The 25390-nt window shown below is 69.0% G+C and carries 22 protein-coding genes and 1 pseudogene; 8 read left to right on the plus strand and 15 right to left on the minus strand.

Annotation, left to right across the window (positions count from 1 at the left end; translation table 11 throughout):
- The first annotated feature begins 19 nt into the window (after positions 1-19).
- Positions 20-793 carry an IclR family transcriptional regulator domain-containing protein gene (locus B7G54_RS02655; protein WP_085037624.1) on the plus strand — a complete coding sequence of 258 codons (774 nt, stop codon included), beginning with the start codon at positions 20-22 and terminating at the stop codon, positions 791-793.
- A gap of 54 nt (positions 794-847) precedes the next feature.
- Here the strand turns inward: B7G54_RS02655 and B7G54_RS02660 are convergent, their stop codons facing one another.
- The 6 genes and pseudogenes from B7G54_RS02660 to B7G54_RS02685 form a co-directional block, all read right to left on the minus strand.
- Complete coding sequence (locus B7G54_RS02660; RefSeq protein ID WP_085037625.1) at positions 848-3148, minus strand: ATP-dependent DNA helicase; 2301 nt, start codon at positions 3146-3148, stop codon at positions 848-850.
- The gene (locus B7G54_RS02665) at positions 3145-4839 is read right to left on the minus strand and encodes a VRR-NUC domain-containing protein (RefSeq protein WP_085037626.1); all 1695 of its coding nucleotides are present in this window, start codon (positions 4837-4839) and stop codon (positions 3145-3147) included. Before B7G54_RS02665 ends, B7G54_RS02660 begins: the two co-directional genes overlap by 4 nt.
- 98 nt (positions 4840-4937) lie before the next feature.
- Positions 4938-5816: a MipA/OmpV family protein gene (locus tag B7G54_RS02670; protein WP_085037627.1), complete on the minus strand. Its 879-nt coding sequence runs from the start codon at positions 5814-5816 to the stop codon at positions 4938-4940.
- A gap of 205 nt (positions 5817-6021) precedes the next feature.
- The gene (locus tag B7G54_RS02675; RefSeq protein WP_041492268.1) at positions 6022-6333 is read right to left on the minus strand and encodes an ATP-binding protein; all 312 of its coding nucleotides are present in this window, start codon (positions 6331-6333) and stop codon (positions 6022-6024) included.
- Between the two features lie 14 nt (positions 6334-6347).
- Positions 6348-6545 (minus strand): hypothetical protein, encoded by a 198-nt coding sequence (locus tag B7G54_RS02680; protein WP_133059137.1) that lies wholly within the window; start codon positions 6543-6545, stop codon positions 6348-6350.
- A 109-nt stretch (positions 6546-6654) separates the two neighbouring features.
- Positions 6655-6867: pseudogene (locus tag B7G54_RS02685) on the minus strand (hypothetical protein); the annotation flags it as partial.
- A 141-nt stretch (positions 6868-7008) separates the two neighbouring features.
- Here B7G54_RS02685 and B7G54_RS02690 point away from each other — a divergent pair.
- From B7G54_RS02690 to B7G54_RS02700, 3 genes are all read left to right on the plus strand, one after another.
- Entirely contained in the window at positions 7009-7257 is a 249-nt protein-coding gene (locus tag B7G54_RS02690; RefSeq protein WP_085037629.1) for a hypothetical protein, read from the plus strand.
- A gap of 340 nt (positions 7258-7597) precedes the next feature.
- Positions 7598-8029, plus strand: a complete 432-nt coding sequence (locus B7G54_RS02695) for a CBS domain-containing protein (protein WP_085037630.1) — start codon at positions 7598-7600, stop codon at positions 8027-8029.
- A 58-nt stretch (positions 8030-8087) separates the two neighbouring features.
- Complete coding sequence (locus B7G54_RS02700; protein ID WP_085037631.1) at positions 8088-8585, plus strand: PRC-barrel domain-containing protein; 498 nt, start codon at positions 8088-8090, stop codon at positions 8583-8585.
- A 12-nt stretch (positions 8586-8597) separates the two neighbouring features.
- Here B7G54_RS02700 and B7G54_RS02705 read toward each other — a convergent pair whose 3' ends face one another.
- The gene (locus tag B7G54_RS02705) at positions 8598-9296 is read right to left on the minus strand and encodes a DUF4142 domain-containing protein (RefSeq protein WP_244289240.1); all 699 of its coding nucleotides are present in this window, start codon (positions 9294-9296) and stop codon (positions 8598-8600) included.
- Positions 9297-9344: 48 nt separating this feature from the next.
- The gene (locus B7G54_RS02710) at positions 9345-11333 is read right to left on the minus strand and encodes a hybrid sensor histidine kinase/response regulator (protein WP_085037948.1); all 1989 of its coding nucleotides are present in this window, start codon (positions 11331-11333) and stop codon (positions 9345-9347) included.
- A gap of 407 nt (positions 11334-11740) precedes the next feature.
- Between B7G54_RS02710 and B7G54_RS02715 the strand changes: the two genes are divergently transcribed.
- A complete protein-coding gene (locus B7G54_RS02715) occupies positions 11741-12778 on the plus strand; it encodes a sigma-54 interaction domain-containing protein (protein WP_085037632.1) in 1038 nt (345 codons plus the stop codon).
- A 30-nt stretch (positions 12779-12808) separates the two neighbouring features.
- Here the strand turns inward: B7G54_RS02715 and B7G54_RS02720 are convergent, their stop codons facing one another.
- Together B7G54_RS02720 and B7G54_RS02725 are read right to left on the minus strand one after the other, a co-directional pair.
- The gene (locus B7G54_RS02720; RefSeq protein WP_085037633.1) at positions 12809-14608 is read right to left on the minus strand and encodes a methyl-accepting chemotaxis protein; all 1800 of its coding nucleotides are present in this window, start codon (positions 14606-14608) and stop codon (positions 12809-12811) included.
- A 350-nt stretch (positions 14609-14958) separates the two neighbouring features.
- Positions 14959-15213, minus strand: a complete 255-nt coding sequence (locus tag B7G54_RS02725) for a DUF3562 domain-containing protein (protein WP_085037634.1) — start codon at positions 15211-15213, stop codon at positions 14959-14961.
- A 555-nt stretch (positions 15214-15768) separates the two neighbouring features.
- Between B7G54_RS02725 and B7G54_RS02730 the strand changes: the two genes are divergently transcribed.
- Positions 15769-16203, plus strand: a complete 435-nt coding sequence (locus B7G54_RS02730) for a hypothetical protein (RefSeq protein WP_085037635.1) — start codon at positions 15769-15771, stop codon at positions 16201-16203.
- A 495-nt stretch (positions 16204-16698) separates the two neighbouring features.
- On the opposite strand, the gene B7G54_RS02735 is transcribed toward B7G54_RS02730, so the two are convergent.
- The 5 genes from B7G54_RS02735 to B7G54_RS02760 form a co-directional block, all read right to left on the minus strand.
- On the minus strand, positions 16699-17634 hold the full coding sequence (locus tag B7G54_RS02735) for a universal stress protein (protein ID WP_085037636.1): 936 nt from the start codon (positions 17632-17634) through the stop codon (positions 16699-16701).
- Positions 17635-17843: 209 nt separating this feature from the next.
- Positions 17844-19226, minus strand: coding sequence for an amino acid permease (locus B7G54_RS02740; RefSeq protein WP_085037637.1), 1383 nt, complete (start codon positions 19224-19226; stop codon positions 17844-17846).
- 442 nt (positions 19227-19668) lie between these two features.
- The gene (locus B7G54_RS02750) at positions 19669-20694 is read right to left on the minus strand and encodes a DedA family protein/thiosulfate sulfurtransferase GlpE (RefSeq protein ID WP_085037638.1); all 1026 of its coding nucleotides are present in this window, start codon (positions 20692-20694) and stop codon (positions 19669-19671) included.
- Positions 20695-20879: 185 nt separating this feature from the next.
- Complete coding sequence (locus tag B7G54_RS02755; protein WP_085037639.1) at positions 20880-21386, minus strand: cupin domain-containing protein; 507 nt, start codon at positions 21384-21386, stop codon at positions 20880-20882.
- A 374-nt stretch (positions 21387-21760) separates the two neighbouring features.
- Entirely contained in the window at positions 21761-22231 is a 471-nt protein-coding gene (locus tag B7G54_RS02760; RefSeq protein ID WP_085037640.1) for a universal stress protein, read from the minus strand.
- A gap of 325 nt (positions 22232-22556) precedes the next feature.
- Between B7G54_RS02760 and B7G54_RS02765 the strand changes: the two genes are divergently transcribed.
- Together B7G54_RS02765 and B7G54_RS02770 are read left to right on the plus strand one after the other, a co-directional pair.
- On the plus strand, positions 22557-24668 hold the full coding sequence (locus B7G54_RS02765) for a PAS domain S-box protein (protein ID WP_085037641.1): 2112 nt from the start codon (positions 22557-22559) through the stop codon (positions 24666-24668).
- On the plus strand, positions 24665-25312 hold the full coding sequence (locus B7G54_RS02770; protein WP_085037642.1) for a response regulator: 648 nt from the start codon (positions 24665-24667) through the stop codon (positions 25310-25312). Before B7G54_RS02765 ends, B7G54_RS02770 begins: the two co-directional genes overlap by 4 nt.
- Positions 25313-25390 lie beyond the last annotated feature (78 nt).

Here is a 25390-nt window from a genome sequence, read left to right on the forward strand (position 1 = left end):
GCGCCACCGCCCACCCGTGATGACGAAAAAGCCCGAACTCGACCGACGCGACTGGATTGCCGGCCTCGAAAAAGGCCTGATGATCCTCGAAGCCTTCGACAGCCAGCACGCGCGCATGACGCCCACGCAGGCCGCTGCGCGCACGGGTCTCACGCGCACGGCCGCGCGGCGCTACCTGCTGACGCTCGAAGCGCTCGGCTACGTGTACACCGACGGCAAGCTGTACGGCCTCACGCCGCGCGTGCTGCGGGTCGGCTGGTCGTACTTCGATTCGGCGCGCCTGCCGCGCACGGTCCAGCCGTATCTGCAGCAATTGAGCGCGTCGCTGAACGAGTCGGCGTATGTGAGCGTGCTCGACGGCTGGGAACTGGTGTTCATCGCGCGCAACGGCGTGTCGCGCGTGATGACGACGGGCTTCGTGCTCGGCGCGCGCGTGCCGGCGCCGCTCACGTCGCCGGGCGTCGTGTTGCTCGCCCATCATCCCGATCGCGAAGCCGTGCGCGCGTGGCTCGACAACACCGAACTGCCGCCGTTCACGCCGCACACGATCACCAACAAGGCGCGTCTGCTCGAACAGGTCGACGAGGCCCGCGACGCCGGCTTCGCGGCGATCGAGCAGCAATTGCAGGTCGGCGTGCGCGGGATCGCGGTGCCGCTGAAGAACCGTCACGGCGAAGTGGTCGCCGCGCTGAGCACGAACATGCCGATCGGCGCGGAGACGACCGACGCGGCCGTGCGGCGCGTACTGCCGCACCTGCAGGAAGCGGCGCTCGCGATGCTCAACGTGCTGTAGCGATGCACGGATACGGGGAAGCCACGTGCCGGAACGGGCGGCGCAGCGTCACCGTCACCCGATTCGCCACCACCGCGGCAGCAGGTCGCGCACCTCGCGCCTGCGATAACGGTCGTCGATCAGATGCACGACGCCTTCGTCGTGCTCGGTGCGGATCACGCGCCCGGCCGCCTGCACGACCTTCTGCAAGCCCGGGTACAGGTACATGTAGTCGTAGCCGTTGCCGAAGCGCGCCTCCATCGCGCGCCGCATCTGCTCGTTGACGTCGTTGACCTGCGGCAGCCCGAGCGTCGCGATGAACGCGCCGATCAGCCGCTCGCCGACCAGGTCCACGCCTTCCGAGAACGCCCCGCCCAGCACCGCGAAGCCGACGCCCCGCCCGCCCGCGTCGAAGCGCGCGAGAAACGCGTCGCGCTCGCTTTCGGCCATGCCGGGCGCCTGCGCCCAGACGGGCACGTCCGGATGCCGCGCCTGCATCAGCGCGACCACGCGCCCCAGGTAGTCGAAGCTGCTCAGGAAGCCGAGGTAGTTGCCGGGCCGCACCGCGTATTGCCGGGCGATCAGGTCGACGATCGGTTCGAGCGAACGGTCGCGGTCGCGCCAGCGCGTCGATACGTGGCTCGCGACGCGCACCGTCAGTTGCTCGGCGCGGAACGGCCCGTCGACGTCGAGCCAGCCCGTGTCGCCGGGCAACCCGAGCGTGTCGCGATAGAAATGAAACGGGCTCAGCGTGCCCGAGAACAGCACGGTCGCGCAGGCAGCTTCGTAGCGCGGCGCGAGAAAGCCGGCCGGAATCACGTTGCGCACGCACAGCGTCGACTGGACGCGGCGCCGGCGGCCGGCCGACGCGACGCCGTCGAGCGCCGGCTGGCGCGGCATCGGTTCGCCGTGCAGCGTCGCGTCGAAGATCGACGCGCTGTCGAACGCTTCGGCAAGCACGCCGAACTGGATCGCCTCGAAATGAAACCGCAACAGTGCGTCGCCGTTCGCGCGCGGCGCGTCGGCCAGGTGTTCGCCGATCGCCGCGACGAGGTTCTGCACCGCCGACACGATCGGGCCCGGTATCGCCGGATACGCGGCATAGCGTTCGGCCTGCGCGCGACTGACCGTGCCCCAGGCGCGGGCGAGCCGGTCGAATGCCTTGCGCAGCGCCGCAGGCGCGGCCTCGCGCGCGGCCGCGAACGCGAACGGGTCGAGCGACGCGCTGTACATCTTGCGCGCGCGATCGAGCAGGTTGTGCGCTTCGTCGACGAGCACGCCCACGCGCCACTGGTTCTGCTGCGCGAGCGTGTGCAGCATCGCGCTGCCGTCGTAGTAGTAGTTGTAGTCGCCGATCACCATGTCGGACCAGCGCGCGAGCTCTTGCGAGAGGTAGTACGGGCAGACGTCATGCGCAAGCGCGGCCGCGCGCACGGTATCGCGATCGAGCAGCCCGGCCTCGATGGCCGCATCGCGCGCGGCCGGCAGCCGGTCGTAGAAACCTTTCGCGAGCGGGCACGATTCGCCGTGGCATGCGCTGTCCGGATGTTCGCACGCCTTGTCGCGCGCGACGAGTTCCAGCACGCGCAGCGGCAGCGCGGGCGTGCCGGCGCCGAGCGTCGTAACCGCTTCGAGCGCGAGCGCGCGGCCGGGCGTTTTCGCGGTCAGGAAGTACACGTGGTCGAGCTCGCCTTCGCCGCAGGCCTTCAGCAGCGGAAACACGGTGCCGAGCGTCTTGCCGATGCCGGTCGGCGCCTGCGCCATCAGGCAGCGCTCGTCGCGTGCCGCACGATAGACGGCCACCGCCAGCTCGCGCTGGCCGCTGCGGAACTGCCCGTGCGGAAACGCGAGCGCGCGCAGCGCCGCATCGCGTGCCGCGCGATGGGCCGTCTCGCGCTCGGCCCAGCCGACGAAGCACGCGCACTGCTCGGCAAAGAACGCCGCGAGCTCCGCCGCTCCCAGCGTTTGCGTCAGCACCGTCTCGCGCTCGGACACGATGTCGAAATAGACGAGCGCGACGTCGATGTCCTGGAGGCCGCGCGCGTCGCACATCAGGTGCGCGTAGACCTTCGCCTGCGCCCAGTGCAGCGCACGGTGGTTGGCCGGCATCGCATCGAGGCTGCCGCGATAGGTCTTGATCTCCTCGAGGCGGTTCGCCACCGGATCGTAGCCGTCCGCGCGGCCGCGCACGGTGAGCGTGCCCCACGTGCCCGTCAGCGCGATCTCGGTTTCGTAGCGTGCGCCGCGGTTCGACGTGACCGCGCCGTGGCCGGCGATGCCTTCGAGCGCAGTCGGCGCGGGCGTGAAGCGCAGGTCGAGATCGCCGCGCCGCGCGGTGAACTCGCACATCGCCCGCACCGCGACGATGTAGCTCATGCGGATAGTCCCGCCGCTTCGGCGTGCGCGACGCCCTCGCCGGCCCACTCGACATCGATCACACGCACCGGGATGCCGTGCGCGATGCAGTACGCGAGCCAGCGCGTCTGGTTGTCCTGCAGCCGGTCGCCGGGGCCTTTCACCTCGATCAGTTCGTAGCGGCGCTCGCCGGGCCAGAAGCGGACGAGATCGGGCAGCCCCGACCGGTTGCTGCGGATATCCGCGAGCAGGCGCGTGAACCACAGCCGCAAGTGCTCGGGCGGCAGGCACGCGAGCGCCTCGTCGAGCAGTTCGTCGCTCAGCACGCCCCAGAACACGAACGGCGATTGCAGCCCCGCCTTCGTCGCGAAATGCCGGCGGATCGTGTCGCGATAGGCGCCCGAATCGAGTTGCGCGAAGCACGCGGCGAACGCGTCCGCACGGCGCGCGGCGAAATCGGGCGCGTGCAGGTCGGCCGGGCCGCGCTGGAACGGGTGGAAGAACGCACCGGGCACCGCCGCGAACACGGGCTCCCAGCACAAGAGCCCGAACAGCGAATTGATCAGCGTGTTTTCGACGTAGTGAACCGGCGAAACCGGTTGCGCGAGATGGTCGCGCACCGCGAATTCGACACTGACGAACGCATCGGGGCGCGCAAGCACGAGCGTTTCGCGCGGCACGTCCGCCGCCGCGGCCGCGCGTTCGACGCGCTGGCCGAGCCGGCGCTGCAGGCGCGGCAGCATGCGCTCGACACGCTGGCGCTCCTCGTCGCTCTCGAAGCCGCCGCGCGCATCGAGCGCCAGCGCGAGCGCATCGTCGTCGCGCCCGCAGCGTTCGAGCACGCGGATGCGCCGATGGCGGCTGCCGGGCCATGCGCTGCGCGCATACGCGTCGAGCGCGGCGGCCCAGTCGGCCCGGCGTTCGCAGCTCTGCCCGAGCGCGAACAGCAGCTTCGCGCGACGCGTTGCGAGCCACGGCTGCGTGCAGCCGACCGCGTCGATCGCGCGCATCAGGTCGTCGAACGGCAGATCGTCGGGCCATGCGTCGAGCGCATCGCGGCACGCCTGCAGCGCGAGATACGCGTCGACGTCGCCGCGCTGCTGGAACGCGCGCGACGACGGTGCGATCGGCACGCTTTCGTACTGGAACACGCCGAGATCGGCGAGCACGAACTCGCTCCAGTCCTGATGCAGATTGCCGAAAAACATCAGGCGCAGCCGGTCGCACAGTGCGCCGACCGACACGCGCAGCACGCGGTCGCCGGCCTGCGCGCACCACGCGTCGAGCGGTTGCGCAACGCCGTGCGCGGGCCGCAGCCGTTCGAGCCATTCGGGCTTGCGCTCGCCCGCATGTGCGGCGAGCGCCGGAAAGATGCGCAGCAGATCGGCCTTGGTCGACAGGGCGAACAGTTCGTCGAGCGTCAGCGCGGGCGCCGGATCGATCCAGCCGAGTTCGACGAGCGGCGCGGCCGCGTCGAGCGCGCAGCCGATTTCGTCATAGACGAGCTTGCTGGCGCGGAAGTCGGATCCGTTGCGCATCAGCATTCGGACGAGCAGCGCGCGCGACGCCTGCGGCAGCGTTGCGAACTGCCGGACGAACGCGTGCTCGTGCGCGTCGAACAGGTCGTCGTAACGCTCGCCGAGCCAGGCCAGCGCGCGTTCGAAATTGGTCAGGTAGTAAAACGCCGGGGGCGTCGGCGAAGCAGGCGTCACGGTGATCGATCACTGTACATTTGTACAGGTCGGAATCATATCAAATGTGACGGGAAATGCCGTACGCCCCGTCGTTCCGCCTTGCTGCCCGGCCCCGGTCAGAACTGGTAATTCACCGACATGTCGAACACGCCGTTGGTCGACTGCTGCGTGATCGGGCTGCGTGCGGCGCGGCCGACGAGCTGCTCGATCGCGCCGTCGATCGTGACGAACCAGTGCTTGTTCAGGAACCAGGCCATCGTCACGCCCGCGCCGAACGACTTGATCCCGGCCCCCGACGAATAAGCCGGCAGCCCCGAGCGCGCGGCGGCGCCCTGGTTCACACCGAACCAGCTGTTCATGTAGCGCGAATCGGCGAACGACACGGTCGGCCCCGCGAACCAGAAGAAATGCTCGTTGCTGCCCGGCAGCGGCATGTACGCGGAGAAATCGCCAACCCAGCCGTTCGAGCCGCCGAGGCTGCGCCGGATATCTGCGCGCAGCACGAGCGGAAATTCCTTCGAGATCACGTAATCGGCCGCCAGTTTCATCACCGGGGCCGCGTTGATGTTGTCGAGGCCGTTCAGGTGCTGGATATCGTCGGCCGAACGGCGCCCCAGGTCGTAACCGACGGACAGGCTCACGCGCCAGTTCGGCCCGCGCAGCACGTTCGCGCCGAGCCCCTCGCCCGTCGACAGGAAGAACAGGTCGCGATAGCGGATGTCGAGGTTCGGGCCGCCCATCACGCGATAGCGATCGGAGCCTGCATAGCGCGGCTGCAGCGTCATCGCGGCACCCACGCTGATATTCCAGGTGGAGATGTTCGGGTCGTAGAGTTTTTCGAGCGGCACACCCGCCGAGTATTGCCACTCGCCGAGCGGCGAAGGCGTCTGGGCCGACGCATCGCGGGCGCCGGCCGCGGCGAGCGCCGCGCAGGCCGACACACCGGAAACGAACCGGCGTGCGCCGGGCGACAGCAAAGGGCGAGCAGCAGTCATCAAGGCGTCCCCGTCGGTTGCACGAAACGAACCTGAAGGAAAGCGCATCGCGCCGTTTCGGCTGCAGCGGCTGGCAGCCTGCGGCGCGAACGTAGCGTGCGCTGAATTAACGGACATCCTACGCGACGCGCGCGAGAGACGCAAAGCGCCCGCTGCGCGCGGGCACTTTGCCGTACGCGGGACAGACCGGTAAAGCGTGGTGGCGTCAGAATCGCTCGACGTGATAGTCGCCGGCCAGCGCGGCCGGGCTGCGCGTCGACATCATCCGCGAGAAGCCATCGGCGAGCCGTCCGAGCGCAAGCTGCTTCTGGCTGGCGTCCCAGTGCGTATAGGTGTCGTACGCGGCATCGTCGAACGACACGGTGACGGCGACCGGGCGGCCGCTGGCGCGAAAGCCGATCTGCAGCACGCCGCCCGGCAATTCCTCGATGTGATAGCGCAGCGAGCGCGATTCGAAATAGCGGCCCAGCACCTGAGCGATCGCGCGCTTGTCTGGCGATTGCACGTGAATGTCCATGACGGTCCTCCTTTTCAGTGTTCGCGCGGCCGGTTGTGTGCACCGCTTCCTGCCGGCATCCGCATCGGCGGCGGGTGCGACGGCGGGTCGCCCTGCGGCAGCCCGTCGGGCACGGGCGGATCGACGGGATCGTCGTGCTCGGGTGTCGTCGGATCCGGGCCGACATCGGGCGTCGTCGGCTCGGGGCGGTGCAGCGTGAATGGCATAGTCATGTCTCTCCTGCGCGACGGCACGCGCATCTCGATGGCGCCGGCACCGTGCGCAACCGGCATGCCCGCTCGCGCGCCGCCCCGGTTGTCCGCTGCCGTACGCTCAGTCGTCGCAGGCCGTCATCGCCCCCCACATCGTGCGCTCGGGGCCGTCGCAGACGGTGTCGTTCAGTTCACGTACCTCGTTCTCGTCGTCGACCATGCGCCGCTCGGGCCGATCGACCAGCGATGCGCGCTTCCACGTGCCGAAGCGCTCGCGCACGCGGGAGAAATCGCCACCGCATCCGTTCGCGTCGTAACGTATCCTTTTCCTGGATGCATTCATCACGATGCCCTCTCGTCCATGCCGACGGCGCGCGTTGCTGCACCGCGCCCCGCCGGGTTTCGCCGACGCGCACGCGTCACGCCGCCTGCCCTGCGCAGGCACGGCGCGTGCGCCCGCATCCATGACCAAGGAGGTTCGACCATGACCGTTCACGCTACCGGCCGCCACGACGCCGTGTCACCGGCTGCCGGACTGCTCTGGCTCGCCACGTCGCGCCCGCCGCCCAAAGACAAGACGGAGGAACGCATCGACGAGGGACTCGAGGAGACGTTTCCGGCCAGCGACCCGCCCGCCGTTGGCGGCGCGACTCGTATCGACCCTGCCAAGCCGCCCGGCGAGCACGAACGCCGCGCGCCGCACGTCCCATCCCCGCCCCGCGATCACGGCTGACGGCGGCACCCGGCCCGCGCTGCGCTACGGCGCGGTGGCGCGCCGGTGCAATCCGGAGTTGATCTGATGAAACGCCTTGAACGCAGATGGCATGAAGTCAGCGGCGCCGCCGGCGTCGCCGCGCTGGCGGCGATCGAAAGCGCGGTGGTGCTCGCGATCGTCGCGATGACAGGCATCGGCCACTGACGCCCTGCACGGCCCGTACGCGGCTGCCGCCGTGGAAGATGTACAAGCGGGCTGGCAAATTTCTCCGTCGCCCGGCCGTCGGGGCCCCGCGTGGGCCTCCCGCGCGCGGCACGCTATCTGCTCCCGAATCGTCTCGCTCACGAAGGAGGCGTTCATGTATCGCGTCACAGAGATCATGTCGCGCGACGTGGTGTGCGTCGCGCCAACCGACACGATTCGCCACGCGGCCGAACTGATGCGGCGCTTCGATATCGGCGTGCTGCCCGTTTGCGACGGCCCCGAACTCGTCGCGATCGTGACCGACCGCGACCTCGCGGTGCGCGGACTGTCGCACGGCCATTCGTCCGATACGCCCGTGCAGGCAGTCGCGTCCCGACCCGTGCAGTGGTGCGTCGAGGACGACGGTGTCGGCGACGTCCAGCAACGGATGGCCGATGTCCAGTTGCATCGGCTGCCGGTGCTCGACCGCAACCGGCGGCTGGTCGGCATCGTGTCGCTGGGCGATATCGCGACGCGCGCGGGCGGCCCCGAGCGCGACGAGCTGGCCAATACGCTCGAGGACGTGTCGCTGCCGCGCCGGCGCTGACCGGCGCCCGTTCATGTCGCGTGCCCGCCCGGGTGCCGCTTCGACCAGGAGGTATTCGATGACAGCGGAACAACCGTCACACGACGACATGCGCATCGTCGGCGGCAGCCGTCGCTCGGCCGGCGGCGGGCCGGGGCCCGACGTAATGGCCGCCCGCACGCTCGAAGGCGATCGCGTCCTGACGATCGACGGCGACAACATCGGCGTGGTCGCCGACATCATGCTCGACGTGCGCACCGGCCGGATCGCGTATGCGGTCGTGTCGTCGCGCGGCCTGCCGGGGATCGGCGACAAGCTGCTCGCGGTGCCGTGGAACGTGCTCGTGCTCGACGTCGAGCGCCAATGCTTCGTGCTGCCCGTCGCCACCGACCGCGTGCGCGAAGCCCCCGGCTTCGACAGGAATCGCTGGCCGTCCATGGCCGATCCGGACTGGGCCGAGGCGCTGCACGCGTACTACGGCAGTTCGCCATACTGGCTGATCGAGGAAGGCGAAACGGCGCTCGACTCACCGCCGTACGAGGCGTCGCCGGGCGGCCCTGACGGCGGCAAGCGGTAACGCGATCACGGCTCAGTGCGCGGCCGCCACCGTCCGCGCGAGTTGCCGGGCGGCGGCCAGATGCGCGTTCAACATCGGCAACGCGTTGGCCGCGAACGCGCGAAGCTGCGGATCGCGGCCGTTCCGCGCCTCGCCTTCGTAGAGCCGGATCGCCGCTTCATGCGCGCGCGGGCCTGCCACCGCGACGTAGGCCGTGTCGAACGCATGGCCGTCTTGGGTTCGCAACGCGGTCACGGCCGGATCAACGAGCATCCGCGACTGGACCGGTACGCCCTTGGCCGCGCCAAGCCGCCGCAATTCGCCGGCGATCCGCCCGTGATCGTCGACCATCCGGCGCGCGAACGCCTTGACTTCAGGGTTCGACGAGCGATCGAGCGCGAGCTGGCTGGCCTGCCGCTCGACCTTGCCGATCATGCCCGCCTTGTCGACGAACTCGGCATCGATACCGGTCGGCCGCTGCGTCATGCCGGCCTCGTCGGCAGTCGAGCCTGGGCGGATGACGCCCGGCGCGACCTGCGCCGCCGAGGCGGGTAACGCCTGGCTCGCGCGCTCCGCTCCGACGCCCTCGTCGGCCGGTGCGTCGCGGGGTGTCGCGATCCACGCACACGACAGGATCGGCAGGATCGCGGCCGACACGACCGACCGCATGCGCGTCAGGCAAGCCGGCCCGCCGCTCTTGCCGTCGTGCCGCGTGCTTTCGGTTGCGTCCATCGCACCTCCTTTCCTCCTGGATGACCGGGCACGCGGCCGTGCCGGCTGCTAACGGCCGCGTGCTTTCCGATCGTGCCCGGCGTCCGGCGCGACATCGGCGATCACGCTCGCCAGCGTCGGCATGTCCACCGGCTTGCACAGATACGCGTCGAAGCCGGCGGCCATCACGCGGTGCCGGTCGGCGTTGCCGGCGTGCGCGGTCACCGCGACGACGGGCAGATGCCCGCTACCGCCCGGCAAATGACGAATGCGGTCGAGCAGCCAGAAGCCGTCGCCGTCCGGCATGGCGAGATCCGACAGCACGACGTTCGGCGCACGCCGTTCCAGCACGTCGAGCGCGTCGTGTCCCGATTGCGCGGTCGACACCTGCGCCCCCATCGTTTCGAGTGCCGCGGCGAGGCTCGCGCGCGAGGTCGCGTCGTCGTCGACGACGAGCACGCGCTGGCCGTCGAGCGTGACTGTGTCCGTTGTGCCCGCCGCGCGCAGCCGGTTCCCGGCGGGATCGTCGGCATCCCAGCCGGCCGGCAGCGTGACCGTGACGGTCGTCCCGCGTCCGGTGCCCGCGCTCGTCGCGACGACCTCGCCGCCATGCAGTTGCGCGATGTTGCGCACGATCGACAGCCCGAGTCCCAGACCGCGCTTCGACGACACCAATGCGCGTTCGGGCCGGCTGAACGTCTCGAACAGATGCGGCAGGTATTCCGGTGCAATGCCCTGCCCGGTGTCGGCGACCGACAGCCGCACGCGCTCGCCGGCACGGATCAGCGACACGTCGATGCGGCCGCCCGGCGGCGTGAACTTGATCGCGTTCGACAGCAGGTTCGACAGGACCTGGCGTACCCGCTCGCGGTCTGCCGGAATCACGCAGGTCGGCATTGCATACGAAGTCGACAATTCGAGCCCTTGCGCCTGGGCCGTCGCGTCGAGTTCCCGCGTGGCATCGCGCACGACCCGCACGAGATCGACCGGCACGCGCTCGAGGCGCAACCGGCCCGTCGCGAGCGACGATGCGTCGAGCAGGTCGGCGACCATGTGCGACAGCGACCGCGCGCTGCGATCGATCGCGTCGACCGCCTGTTGCGCGAGACCCTGGCCGTCCGCGTTGCGCAGCACCTCGACCCAGCCGTAGATCACGTTCAGCGGCGTGCGCAGCTCGTGCGACACCGTGGCCAGTAGCTCGTCCTTCAGCCGGTTCGACGTGTCCGCCTGCGCGCGTGCGTCGCGCGCGCCGCGCAGCGAGCGCAGGTTGCGACGCTCGCCGCGGCGCCGTTCGTGCGCATCGCGCAGCGTCATCGACACGCCCGTACAGTTGCCCTGCGCATCGACGATCGGCGACGCAGCGAAGGTCGCTCGAAAATGGCCGCCGTCGCGTCGCACGCACAGCGCGTCGAGCGGACCGACCGGCGCGCGCAGGTTCGCGAACGACGCAGGTAACGGATGGCGCCGCAACCAGCGCGGTGCGATCATCGCGACGATGTCGCCACCGGCGGCCTGCGCCGCGTCGATGCCGAAGATCCGTTGCGCGGCCGGATTCCAGCTCGTGATCCGGCGTGCGGCATCGACCCCGACGATCGCATCGGGCGAAGCGTCGACCACGCGGCGCAGCAGGCCGTCGTCAGGTACGGGCAGAGGTGGATCCGGTGCCGGCTCGCGATGCGGCGGGCGAACGGCGTCGCCACCGTCATCGATTTCGCGAAGACGATCGTTCGCGAACAGCGGCTTCACGGCCATCACGAGCACGCACTCGACGAAGCTGATCGCGACGAATGCGCCGGCCTGCGCGAGCAGCGTGGCCAGCGGCGCCTCGCGCCACCAGAGCGCACCGATCACGGCCACGCTCGCGGCGGCCGCGACCAGGCCGCCGCCGAACGACGTCAGCCATGCGGCAGCCGCAACGCCTGCATAAAAAGGCAGCGGCGCAAATGGTGCGTGCTCGCCGACCACGCGAACCGCCCACGCCTGCAGCGCGGACGCCAGCCCGACGGCCAGCACGATCCATGCACCCTGCCGTAACAGCTCACGGGTCAGGGTCCTCATTGCATCCTTGCCTCGCGCCGGCTCCGGTCGCACGGCGCCATGCCGCTGGTCGACCATCCGGCGTGCCGTCGAGCGTGCCGGGCGAGCGTGGTGGCATACGCAAGCGTCATGCCCGATGCAGGCCGCGGATGGCGGGATGGTGCGCCGTGCCGTCTACCCGGCTACCCGGCTGCCGGGTGGCTCCACGGGACGGAGGGCTGCGCCCGGCCGGTGCGGCGGGCCGCATCGGCACATCTTGGCCGCGACCGGATTTTTCATCGGAATGCTGTAAAAAAGCATCGATACGACCCTGGATCGCTCAAAAATGCCGCGATTCGTGTCAGGAATCGATGGCCTGTTCCTTCCGCCCCCGCCCCGCACATTGGAAATTTCTATTTTGCGGCACCTTCTTGACCAATTCGCTGTCAATGATAAATATTGCAATCAACGGAACGTGTGATGCCGATTTTCAAAACGGCCCGCTAACGCCGATGGGAGAAACCGCAAACCGGTCGAAGCAGCGTGCAGACGGCCGCCGGTTGTCCGGCCGGTCCGCCGCGATGCGCACGCTGCTCGGCCGCATCGAGAAAATCGCGTCGACCCACGCCAGCGTGATGATTGCCGGCGAAAGCGGGGTCGGCAAGGATATCGTCGCGCGCCGGCTGCACGATCTCAGTGCCCGGCGGGACGGCCCGTTCGTCCCCGTGAACTGCGGCGCGATTCCGCCCGACATCGCGGAGTCGCAATTGTTCGGGCACGAGAAAGGCAGCTTCACCGGCGCGATCGCGCAGCGGGAAGGTTTCTTTGAAGCCGCGCGCGGCGGCACGCTGCTGCTCGACGAGATCGCCGAAATGCCTGCGCCGCTGCAGGTGAAGCTGCTGCGGGCGATCGAATCGAATGTGATCGTCCGGGTGGGCGGCACCGAGCCGATTCCGCTCGACGTGCGCATCGTGTCGGCCACGCGCCACAATCCGGCCGAAGCCGTGCGCGACGGCCGGCTGCGCGAGGACCTGTTCTACCGCCTCGCCGCATTTGCGCTGTACGTGCCGCCGCTGCGCCAGCGCGACAGCGACATCGAGACGATCGCGCTGGAGTTCGTCGACGCGCTCAATGCGCGGCACCATGCGCACAAGCGGCTGACCGAGGCCGCGATCGCGGCGCTGCGCGCATACTCGTGGCCCGGCAACGTCCGCGAGCTGCACAACACGATCGAGCGCGCGTACATCCTGTCGGACGAAGGCATCGACATCACGCTGCCGAAGCCGGCGATGCCGCCCGAGCGCCTGTCGGAGAACACGATGGCGCTGCCGCTCGGCGCGACGTTGCACCATGCACAGCAGCGCTTCATCGCGGCGACGCTGCACCACTTCGACGGCAACAAGCCGCGCGCCGCGAAAGCGCTCGGAATCAGCCTGAAGACGCTCTACAACCGGCTCGCGCTGATGCGCGACAGCGGCCGCTCCTGAGCGGCGCGGCCGTATTTCATACCGGCCGCGTCATGCGACCTTGAACCGCCCGACCGTCGTCGCCAGCGCGTTTGCCTGCGATTGCAGCGCGGTCGCGGCGGCGGTCGACTCTTCGACGAGCGCCGCGTTCTGCTGCACCATTTCGTCGAGCTGCGTGACCGCGCGATTCACTTCCTGGATGCCGCGCGTCTGCTCGTTCGCCGCGTGCGTGATCTCGGAGATGATGGTCGTCACGTTCGACACGTTCGAGACGATCTCGCGCATCGTGTCGCCGGCCTGACGCACCTGCCCGGACCCGGCCGACACGCTCGCGACCGTCGATTCCACCAGTACCTTCACTTCGCGTGCGGCCTGCGCGCTGCGTTGCGCGAGGCTGCGCACTTCCTGCGCGACGACCGCGAAGCCGCGGCCCTGCTCGCCCGCGCGCGCCGCTTCGACGGCCGCGTTCAGCGCGAGGATGTTGGTCTGGAACGCGATCCCGTCGATCACGCCGATGATGTCGCCGATCCGGCCCGATGCTTCCTCGATCTTCTCCATCGTCGCGACGACGTCCGACACGACCACGCCGCCGTGCGACGCGATCCGCGACGCAGCCGCCGCGCGTTCGTCGGCCTGGCCGGCGGCCGCCGCCGACTGGCCGACCGTCGCGGTGATCTCTTCCATCGACGCGGCCGTTTCCTCGAGGCTCGCCGCCGCCGATTCGGTGCGCGACGACAGGTCCTGATTGCCCGCCGCGATCTCGTTCGCGGCCGTGCGCACCGATTCGCTTGCATCGCGAATCTGGCGCATCACGTCGTTCAGCTTGTCGACGAAGCTGTTGAACGAGCGCGCGATGTCGGCCACTTCGTCGCGGCCGTCGGCCGGCAGGCGCTGCGTCAGGTCGCCGTCGCCCGAGCCGATCGCGGCCATGGCCTGGCGCACTTGCGACAGGCGGCGGAATGCGGTCGCGGTAATCGCGCCGATGATCAGCGACGCGACGGCGACGATCACGAGCAGCGTGACCAGCGAAGCGGTCAGCAGCGAGCGCATCCCGGCCGTCGCTTCGCTCTTGTCGAGCAGCACCAGCGCGTACCAGTCGGTGCCCGGCACGGGGCGCGCGCGCACCAGCTTCGCGTCGCCGCCGACGCTCACCTCGACCGGCACGGTCGCGGCCGCGATCGTCGCGCCGTTCGTCGCGCCGAGTTCGGGCGACACGTCGGCGACCGGCTTCAGCGTGAGCTTCGGGTCCGGGTGCGCGACGATGTGGCCATTGCTGTCGATCAACATCCCGAAGCTCGCGGGCGTCGGGTGGATCGACTTCACGTTCGCGATCACGGTATCCATCGCGACATCCGCGGCGACGACGCCCTTCAGCGCGCCGTCGCGCAGGATCGGCACCGCGAACGTGACAACGAGGTTGCCCGTGCCGGCGTCGACGTACGGCGGCGTGACGACCGGCTTGCCGGCCTGCGCGGCCTGCTTGTACCACGGGCGGCCGGTCGGATCGTAGTCGGGCGGAATGCCGGTCGGGTCGGAGAAGTGGAACGCCTTGTCGGCGTAGCCTGCATAGACGTTCGTGAAGCCGCCGGCCGTAGCCATCTGCTTGAACACCGGCAGCGGATCGGGCGTCAGCGCGGCATCCTGCAGCGACGCGATCATCCGGCTCCGGGTGGCGACCCAGTCGGCGATCCCGACCACGTGGCCGCTTGCGACGGAGGTCAGGTTACGGTCGATCGCGTCGTCGTTGTACGAGCGCGCGATGAAGTAGTTGATGAGCGTGGTGGCAACGAGCGCGAATGCGACGATGGCGACGCACGCGGCGAGGATGCGGGCGCGGATGGACGAGAACATGGCAACGACTCGGTAAGGGAGCGCGAACGCCCGGTGGACGAATTCACCGGGTAAACGGCAATCGCGCCGCTTACTTGAGGCCGCCGTGACAATTCAGTGAAACGTATGACAAAACGCAAGGCTGACTGTCAGCGGATTGTCAGGATGACCACACCGGCCGTCGCCATGCGCGCACGCTGCCGCAGGACGCGACAACGGCATCGGCAATCCTGGGCACGGCGGCAAAAAACGGAGTCGGGACGGGCTGGTTCGCTGTCGACGGAGGCAGGCATGTCGATCAGGATCCGGCCCTGGCCCGGCCCGGCAACGGATCGTGCGACGTCCGCGGCGTCAGCCGCGGCGCACGCCCGTCACAAGCGATGGCTCGGGCGCGGATCGGCTTCCGCGGGCGCCGCATCGGCGCGTGTGTCGCTGTCGAGGTCGTCCCGCTGACGCATCCGCTCGCGCAGGTGCCGGATCGCGAACACATGGATGTAGTCGTGCACCCGCGCGTCGGACGACAATGCGCGCACTTCGTCGTCGAGCATCGCACGCAACTGATCTGAACCGATCGCGCGCTGTTTGGCGGCTTCCTTGAGTGAATCGAGCAAACTGTCCTTGGACATCGACGGACTCCTGACGGTCGAGGAACGAAAAGAAGAAGGTACCGGAAGCTTAAAGACTGAACGGCCGCGCGGCGTGCGATGCGCCGGCGTGTGTTTGCGCGCGATCAACGGCACGTTGCGTGCCGCCGTGCCGATCCGTCCCCGAACCGGCCGCGCTAGATCCGCGGCGCAAACTGCCCGCGAACGAGACTGGAAGCCCTGCCACGCCACCCCGGGGCGCGGCACCGGCTGACGGGCGAAGGATGGAGCGCTGCCCGACGCCGATGCACTCGCAAACGTAGACCGGCCGAAATCATGCGTCAAGCGACGTCTGCCACGCGCCCCCCATTCGTCGGAACGAACGTGCCGGATCGTCGCCGGGGCGGCCGATCGGTCGCCGTGCGTGTCAGCGGATTCCGATACGCGCCGCGCAATCCCTGACAGCGACTTCAGCGCACGCTGCTTGGCAGCGCACGGGCGCCACACGATACTGGTGACATGGACGAACCGTTCATACAGGTCATCGCTCAGCCGGCCGTCGAGCCGGCATGCGGGGCCTGGCGCAGGAGACCAACCATGGCACTTCGCAACTTACCGGGCCGGGACGGCCAGCGGCGCGCGGCGGGCAACGCGCGCGCCCTGCCGGCCCAGGCCGTGCCGGCCGGCAACCGTCCGTCCGACAATATCGACACCTTGCTTGCGCTCGCACGCGAAGCCGGTTTGCTCGTCACGCTCGACGGGCAGATCGGCCGCGAAAAGTACCAGAGCGTCGCGGGCTCGGTTCTCGCGTTGCAACGGTTCGCTGCTGCGCTTTGCGCGCGGGCCGCACCCGATGCGCCGGCCGATGTGGAGCCACGCCGCAAGGCACGCCCCGGCTGGCCGCATGCCAACCGCCTGCGCAACCGCACGTGCAGCGCATGCGCGCCGCTGCATGTCGCGCCCCAGCGCCCGCGGGTGCGACGCGGCGCAGGCCGACGGCACGACCTGCGGTCGATGCTTCGCTCCACCTGAACGTGCAAGCAGCCGTTGCGCGGCAAGGGGGCCGTGCAACGTCGGCAGCGCCTGCCGCACACCGCGCCCGTATGACAGCGGCGCGCATGCCATCACGCATCACGACGCGCCGTTCGACACGGCCGCGATGACAACGATTCCTGCGGGGAAAGCAACCCGGACGGGGCCAGCTACAACACGAAAGCGGAAAGCGGACGGGGTGACTTGCACCCCGCCCGTCCTCCAAGGCAGCCGCCGGCTGCCTACCCTCGTGCCAGAGAGTTCTCGATCGGATGACGCGTCGTGCCGTGCACGTTGCGGCTCCGGAAAATGATGTGACAGCGGCGAAGGCACCGTCGATCATCGGCTTTGACGCTCGCGTTGCGGCGTGGCTGCGCGGACCATGTGCGACAGACCGGCCGCGCAGCTCGATGTTCCGTCAATGTCTCACGCGATACGCGCGCCGTTTCTGATGCAGGTCAACCCAAGCCTGCTTCGATCTCGACACCGCGCGATTTATTCGGCACCGCGCACGAGCAGCACCGGCACCTCCGCAAGATGCGCAACGCGGCGCGCGACGCTGCCGATCAGCCAGGCGGCGATGCCGCGCCGGCCATGCGTGCCGACCACCAGCAGTTCGGCACGCCAGTGCACGGCGTCGCGCATCAGCGCGTGCGCCACGTCGTCGCTGGTCGGGCGGGTTTCGACGACACCGCGCTTGGTCGGGTTCCCGGTCGCATGGAACAGCGGGCCGATCTTCGCGAGCGCATCCTCGCCCTCCGCGCGGTAGGCATCCTCGAGCGCGCGCACCGGCACGATATCCGTCAGACGAACCGCGCGATCGATCACGTAGGCCGCGTACAGCAACGTCGTCGGCGCCGCGAAGCCGAGCCCGACACGCACCGCGTGCAGCGACGGCTCGCTGCCGTCGACCGCGAACATCAGCCGCTGCAGGCCGCCGTCCGACGGCCGCGCATAGGCGGCCGGCACGATCAGCAGCGCGCAGTGCGCGCGCGTCGTCAACGTGTCCGACATCGCGCCTTCAACGAGCCGCAGCAACCCGTGATGCGGATTCGCGCCGACGATCAGCACGTCGGCGCGCCATGCCAACGTGTCGTTCACCAGCGCATCGGCCACCGAGCCGCCCGTCACCGACGTATCGATGACGGCCTGCTCGACCTCGATGCCGCTGTCGGCGAACAACGCCGCGATCCGCTCGTTGACGGCTTGCGCTTCGCGCATCAGGTCCTCGCGCGCGGACGTCAGCAGTGCGTCGATGCGCGGGATGTCGGGCAATACGAGGCGCGGGTTGTCGATTGCGCAGACGACGCGCAATCGCATGCCGGGACGCAGCAGCGTGCGCGCGTAATGCGCGGCTGACAGCGATTCGGGCGTCGGATCGACGGCCAGCGCGATCCGCGCAAGCGTCGGGATGGGCGGGGCAGGCTGCATGGCGAAGGCCTCCGTGCGTGCGCGTCGTCGCGGAACGACGACAGGAGCTTCGCGCGGAAGCGGCGCGCGGCGGGCTGAGCGCCGCCGCGGCCGCGGGGATCGGTGGGTTGCCACGCGAAGCGCGGACAATCGATTCGTTCAGCATAGATCGTCCGGCCCGCATGCGCATGATCGCGATCAAGGGTCGCGCAGGCCCCTGCCCGTGCCGCTTACGACTTCGTCGGCACCGATGCCGCCGGACGGTTCGCGTAGAACAGCGCGTACGCGATGCCGAGCAGCACGATCCACACCGGCCCGATCACGAGTGCGACGCGCGTGTCGGGCGTGAATGCCATCAGCACGACGACCAGCACGAGAAAACCGAGCGCGACGAACGAACCGAGCGGATAGAACGGCACGCGGATCGGCAGGCGCGCGATCTTGTCGGCCGACAGCGTGCGGCGAAAGCGCATCTGTGCAATCAGGATCACGCACCACGTCCAGATCGCACCGAACGTCGACACCGACGTGAGCCACGTAAACACGTGCTGCGGCGCGAGATAGTTGAGCAGCACGCCGATCAGCAGCAGCGCGACCGACAGGATCACGCCGTATACCGGCACGCCGTTGCGGTTGAGCTTGCCGAGCTGGCTCGGTGCCTGGCCCTGCTGCGCGAGGTTGTAGAGCATCCGCGCGGTGCTGAACAGGCCGCTGTTGCACGACGACAGCGCCGCGGTCAGCACGACGAAGTTGATGATGCCGGCGGCGGCCGGGATGCCGAGCCGCGAGAACGTCATCACGAACGGGCTGCCCTGCGTGCCGATCTGGTCCCACGGATACAGCGACATGATCACGAACAGCGCGCCGATGTAGAAAATCAGCACGCGCCAGAACACCGAGTTCACGGCCTTCGTCAGCGACTTCTCCGGGTTGCGCGCCTCGCCGGCGGTGAGGCCGAGCATCTCGACGCCCAGATACGCGAACATCACGATCGGCAACGCGGCAATCACGCCGTTGATGCCGTTCGGCATGAAGCCGCCGTGTGCCCACAGGTTCGAGAGACCGATCGCGACCCCGCCGTTGCCGATGCCGAACGCGATCATCAGGCCGCCGCCGATGATCATCAGCACGATCGTGACGATCTTGATCAGCGCGAACCAGAACTCGAATTCACCGTACAGCTTGACCGCGATGAAGTTCACCGAGCCCATCGCCATGAGCGCCGCGAGCGCCCAGATCCAGTTCGGTATGCCGGGGAACCACATGTGCATGTAGACGCCGACCGCCGTGATTTCCGCCATGCAGGTGACGATCCACACGAACCAGTAGGTCCAGCCGGTCAGGTAGCCGGCGAGCGGGCCGAGATAGTCGCGCGCATAGCGGCTGAACGCGCCGGCGACCGGATTGGCGATCGCCATCTCGCCGAGTGCGCGCATGATCAGGAAAATCGCGATGCCGCCCAGCAGGTAGGTCAGCAGGATCGCCGGGCCGGCGACGCGGATCGCGGTGGCCGAGCCGAGGAACAGGCCGACGCCGATCGTCGCGCCAAGCGCCATCAGGTTGATGTGCCGCTCTTCCAGCCCGCGGTGCAGCTGGTCTTCTGGTTGTTTCAAGTCCGTCTCCTGGCAGCCGCGAACGGGCCGCCGTCATTGTCGATGTCAATGCGCGACCGTTCATGCCGATCCCGGCATGCCGAAAACGAAATAATCTCCGCCGTCGTTTTCCAAATAAGAAACGATACGGATGCTGCGTCAATCCGATTGGAATCGCCGCGGATTATCCGTATTTTCCGGAACAATCCGGAAAACGGATCGGGCCTTTCACGGAATACGCCCGTGCGGCCCGTGTGACGCGGCTGTGCGCGTGACGGACGGCGACGGGATCAATCGCTTTCGGCGCGAACGAACGCGCGTCGAATGTGCGCAACCAAGCACACGCAATATGCAGGCGGGATTATATGGAGGATCAGCGGTTTTACACCAGCCGATTTTGATAAAAATCGCGGCGGTTGAATCCGCCGGAAAATTCGAATGTGCGCGTACGCCGCGCGCGGATTTATTTCGACAGCGTCGCGCGCACCGTATATTCGCCTTCGACCGCGCCGTGCTCCGGACGCACGAAATAACGCGACGCATCGAGATCGGCCGGCATCGGCTCGACCGGATAGCCGTGCTTTTCCCACGCATCGAGGCCGCCCTTCAGCGCCCGGATGTTGTGGATCATCTTCTTGCGCTGCATCTTCGCGATCAGGCGCTTGGCCGTGGCCTCGTTCGGGCACACGCAATAGACGACGATCGGCCGCTTCAGCATTTCCGGGTCGAGCAGGTCCGGCGAATCGAGATCGACCGGCACCGCGCCGGCGATCCGGTACGGTTCGCGCTCGCGAATCGCCTTCGGCCGCGCGTCGAAGATCAGCGGCGGCTCGTCCGACGTCATCATCTCGACGAGCTGCGGCGGCGAGATGCGAACCTGGGCGAGATAGCGGCGGAACTGCACGCGGCGCACCCAGCGGTACAGCAGGAACGTGATGAAGATCGCGAGGAACGCATCGAGGATCGTGCCGCCGCTCGCACGCACCCACAGCACGAACTGGACGATCTGGTCGTGAATGGCCGCGCCGCCGACCAGCCAGAACGCGGCCCACAGCGACGCGCCGGCCAGGTCCCAGAACAGGAATACGCCGACGCCGATCGCGGTCGTGCCGAGCAGCGGCGCCGACACGAGGCCGAGGCCCGGCAGGAATTTGGACAGCACGAGCAGCGGCGCGCCGTATCGTTCGAATACGTTACGTGCGAAGCGCAGCGTCGTGTCGAGCGACAGCGAGAAGCGCACGAGGCCGTTCAGCAAGCGTCGGCCGCGCGTGCGGCCCATGAAGAACCACAGGGAATCGGCCAGCATCGTCGCGCCGATCGCCGCCGCGAACATGCTGACCCACGAGGCCTGCCCCATTGCCGCCATCGTGCCGCCGAGAATCAGCATCGGCACGGCAGGCACCGGCACGCCGAGCTGCGTGATCAACACGCTCGCGAACACGGCCCACGGGCCGAGCGACGATGGAATTGCGATGGGAAAGTGCCACACGGCGGCGCTCCTGGAAGACATGCGGCCGTGCGACGGGGGCCGTCGGACCGGCTGGGCAACGACCGCCGCGGCATGTCCGCAGCCGACCCGATGCATCACGGCATTCTAAACGGGTTTGGCCGCGATCGCGCGGAACACGCGCCAGCGGCGCGGGCTTCGCGCCAATGGTTGCACCGCCGTGACAGTCACGTGTCCGTGCGCTGCGCGAGCGTCGCGACGTGTTCCGCGTAATCGGGAAACGCGACGGCCAGCGCAGCGGCGTCGGCCAGTTCGAATTCCGCGAACTCGAACCCCGGCGCCACCGTGCAGCCGACGAGCGCGACGTGCTCCGGCGCCGCGCAGCGCGCGCCGAACCAGCAGCCGGCCCGCACGACCGCCTGGAACACGGTGCCCGGATGTGTGAGCGGGTTGCCGAGCCGGTGGATCGTCAGCCCGTCGCGCTCGTCGAGCACCCACACCTCGATCGGGTCGCCCGCGTAGAAATGCCAGACCTCGTCGGAACGGATCCGGTGCCACGACGAATACGCACCGTCGCACAACAGGTAGTAGATCGCCGTCGACGCGGCGCGCGGCGCGCCGTCGGCGGGACGCACGACCGAATCGGCCGCACGGTAGGTTTCACGGAAATAGCCGCCTTCGGGATGCGGCTGCAGGTTGAACTGGCGAATCAGGTCGGTAGCGGAAATCGGCATGGCGGATGACGTCGGTAAGGTCAGGAACCGGACACCCGGCGCACGGCCACGCTTCGCTCATCGCGAACGCGGCCGCAGGCCGCCGGATGCTGCTGCGTCGATCGCCGCGGCCATGCGCGCGGCGAACAAGCGGACACCGGCCGATGCTGCCAGAACTGCATGTCGGGACGCAACCGTCGGCGCGCGATTGCGCCGATGGGGTGCATCGGGCGGGCCGCCCTCGCCCGGCCGATGTGACCGAAGCGACAGCCGCGCTCACACGCCGTGCGCCAGCCGGCGCGTCGCGCGCTTCCGTTTCATCGGCCGTCACCCGGCGAATGCGCACGACTGTGGCCGCGCGCGGCCGCCCGGGCGTCAGCGCCGTGCCGCTTGCATCAAGCCGACACCGGCGTGCCGGGCTCGCTGTGCCGCACCAGCAGCACGGGCCGGTCGGCCGCACGCAGCAGCGATTCGGCGACGCTGCCGACCAGCAGCCGGCGCAGGCCATGCCGCCCGCTCGTGCCCATCACGATCAGGTCGGCGTCGGCTTCGGCCGCCGTGCGCATCAGTACCGTGGCGACATCCTCGCCGTATGCGTCGAGCGCGCGCACGGTGCCCCGCACATGCTCCTGGGCGAGCACCGCTTTCGCATCGTCGAGCACCGGCGTCACGGCATCGGTCGCGGCCGCATCGCCATCGCGCTCGGCCGGGAAGCCCGCATCGACGTCGACGAGCTGCGGCCGGTGCTCGACGACATACGCGCAGGTGACTTCGCCGCCGGACGCCGCCGCGATCCGGATCGCCTCGTTCAGCGCGAGACGCGCGCTCGGGCTGCCGTCGAGCCCGACGAAAATCCGCTTGTACATGGTCCGTCCCTCCGACCGGGCACGCGTCGCGCGTTACGCGACGGCGGCCCGTTATCGCCACCCGACCCGGTGTCGGCTGGCCTGCCGAACAGTCTGCCCCACGTGCCGACGCGCCCGTTGATGCGCGTCAATCGCGGCCGGCGCGCCCGCTGCTTCACGCCGGTTGCCGCAATTTCTAGTGACCCCATTACAAAAACCGTGTAAATCGCGCACAATTTCATCTTGAAAATAGACGTTGCGTGCAGCCGGTGCGAGTTTTGCCTGGCTTTGCTGCGCTGCTCCGGGTGCCACGGAGCGGCCCCCCCGACAACAGAATGGCCATCGAATGACCGCCAGTGGAACCCCGACGCGTGGCGCCCGAGGGCCCACGCGCCTCCAGATCATGTTACGCCAGCCGCTCGCGGCCGGCGTCGTTACGCTGTGCGCCGGCGCGGCGCTGTCGCTCGGCGTCGCGCTGCTCGTGCGCGAGCAGTGGCAAACCGCCGTCCATACGCGTTTCGAACGCCGCACAACGCACGTGACCGCGATGCTCCGCCACGAGCTGCAATCGGGCGTTGCCGTGCTCGAAGGCGCGCGCGGCGCGTTCAGCCTCGTCCCGGGCATGACGCCCGAGCAATGGCGCCGCTATGCGGATACGCTCGATCTCGACAGCGGCCGCTCGCCGGTCCGCCAGATCGGCTATGCGCCGCTGCCGCCCGCGACACGCACCGCCCTCGCCGGCGCGAAGCCGATACCGGCCGGCACGCTCGCGACCGCGGCGCTCAGCGCACCGGCATCGAATTCGCCCGTTGTGCGCTTCGGCGCGTCCGACGCCGCGCCGCTCTCTCGCGCGCTGCAGACCGGCGACATCGCGCTCGGCGTCCACCCGGCCGACGACGACACATCCCGCGACGCCCGCACCTTCACGCTGTTCGTGCCGGTCGCTGCGTCACCGCACGCAGCCGCCACGCCGTCCGGCACGCGCGACCCCGGCGCCGACGGGGTGCTGTTCGCGGCGTTGAGCCCGCGGCGCCTGATCGAGCGCGCACTCGACGCGGAACGCGGAATCGACGTGTGGATCACCGCCGGCGGCGATCGGCGCGCGATCGTCAGCGTCGAAACGACGACCGACGAGGCCTCGGCATCGCCCGATCTGATGCGGCGCACCGACGAGCTGAATTTCGGCGGCACCGTGCTGACGCTCGCCTATTCCGCGGACGGCCGCCCGAGCGCGACCGGCGCGCAACGCGCGGCCGGCACCGTGCTCGCCGCGGGGCTGGTCGCGTCGATTGCGTTCGCGGTGCTCGTTCATGCGCTGCTGCGCGGCCGCGCCGGCGCCGCCGATTCCGGCGCGAGCAGCCGCGGCATCCTCAACGAGGCGCGGATGATGGGCATCATCCGTTCGTCGATGGAAGCGATCATCACGATCGACGAAAAGCAGACGGTCGTGATCTTCAATCCGATGGCCGAGCAGGTGTTCGGCGTGTCCGCGATGGAGGCGATCGGCGCGCCGCTGTCGCGCTTCATCCCCGAGCGGTTCCGCGCCGCGCACACGAAGCACGTGGATCAGTTCGGCGTGACGGGCGTGTCCGAGCGGCAGATGGGCCGCCAGCGGGTGCTGTTCGGGCTGCGCGCCAACGGCGAGGAGTTCCCGATCGAGGCCTCGATCTCGCAGATCCGCGACGCGTCGGGCAAGCTCTATACGGTGATGCTGCGCGACATCACCGAGCGGCTGCGTGCCGAGAACGCGCTGAAGCTGTCGCGCGAGGAATTGCGCGAACTGTCGGCGAACCTGCAGAACGTGCGCGAAGCGGAAAAGACCCGCATTGCACGCGAACTGCACGACGACCTCGGCCAGCAGCTCACCGCGCTGAAGATGGATCTGTCGGTGATCGAGCAGCAGCTGCGCGTGCCCGGCCGCGTGCAACCCGACGAGGATCTGCAGTCGCATCTGCAGGGCATGCGGCGGCTGATCGACGCGACCGTCGCGTCGGTGCGGCGCATCGCGGCCGACCTGCGGCCCGTGATGCTCGACGATCTCGGCCTCGTGCCCGCGATCGAATGGCTCGCGAACGATTTCACGAACCGCTACGGGATCGATGTCGAGCGGCACATCGAAACCGGCGGCCTCACGTTCACCAGCGCGGGCGCGACCACGTTGTTCCGGATCGTCCAGGAAGCGCTGACGAACGTCGCGCGCCACGCGGATGCGACGCGCGTCGCGCTGCGGCTCGACGTCGAGGAAGGCTTCTGCGTGTTGCGCGTCGCGGACAACGGCCGCGGCTCGACGCCCGGCGGCCCGGCCCACGAAGACAAATCGTTCGGCCTGATCGGCATTCGCGAACGCGCCCACATGCTGGGCGGCACCGTGACGATCGACACCGCGCTCGCGCGCGGCTTCTCGATCACCGTCGCCTTCCCGCTCAATACCGTCCAACAGGAAACGCTCATCACATGATCAAGGTGCTCATCGCCGACGACCATACGCTCGTACGCGACGGTCTGCGACACATCCTCCAGAACGCCACCGGATTCGAGGTGGCCGGCGAAGCCTGCGACGGCCCGTCGACGATCGCGCTGGTGCGCGCCACGCCCGCGCAGGTGCTCGTGCTCGACCTGTCGATGCCGGGCCGCAACGGCGTCGAGCTGATCAAGCAGATCAAGGACGAGAAGCCCGCGCTGCGCGTCCTCGTGCTGACCATGCACGCGGAGCAGCAATACGCGGTGCGCGCGTTCCGCGCCGGCGCGTCGGGGTATCTGACGAAGGAAAGCGCGAGCGCCGAGCTGGTCGGCGCGGTCACGAAGGTGGCGTCGGGCGGCGTCTACGTGAGCCTCACGATGGCCGAGCAGTTCGCGCAGAGCCTGAACGAGCCGGCCGAGACGCTGCCGCACCAGCGGCTGTCCGACCGCGAATTCGACGTGTTCCGGCGGATCGCCGCCGGCCAGACGCTGACCGAGATCGCCAACGCGCTGTGCGTGAGCGCGAAGACGGTCAGCACGTACAAGACGCGGATCCTGGAAAAGATGCAGATGCCGCACGAAGCGGCGCTGGTGCGTTACGCGATGCGGCACAAGCTGCTCGACGAAACGGACGACGTGTAACGGACGACGTGTAACGGACCACGTCCGGCAGCGGACGGCTTGCGCCGCCCGGCCGCGCGGCATGCGTCAGGCCGGGCG

The sequence above is a fragment of the Burkholderia puraquae genome (assembly GCF_002099195.1).
Lineage (GTDB): Bacteria > Pseudomonadota > Gammaproteobacteria > Burkholderiales > Burkholderiaceae > Burkholderia > Burkholderia puraquae.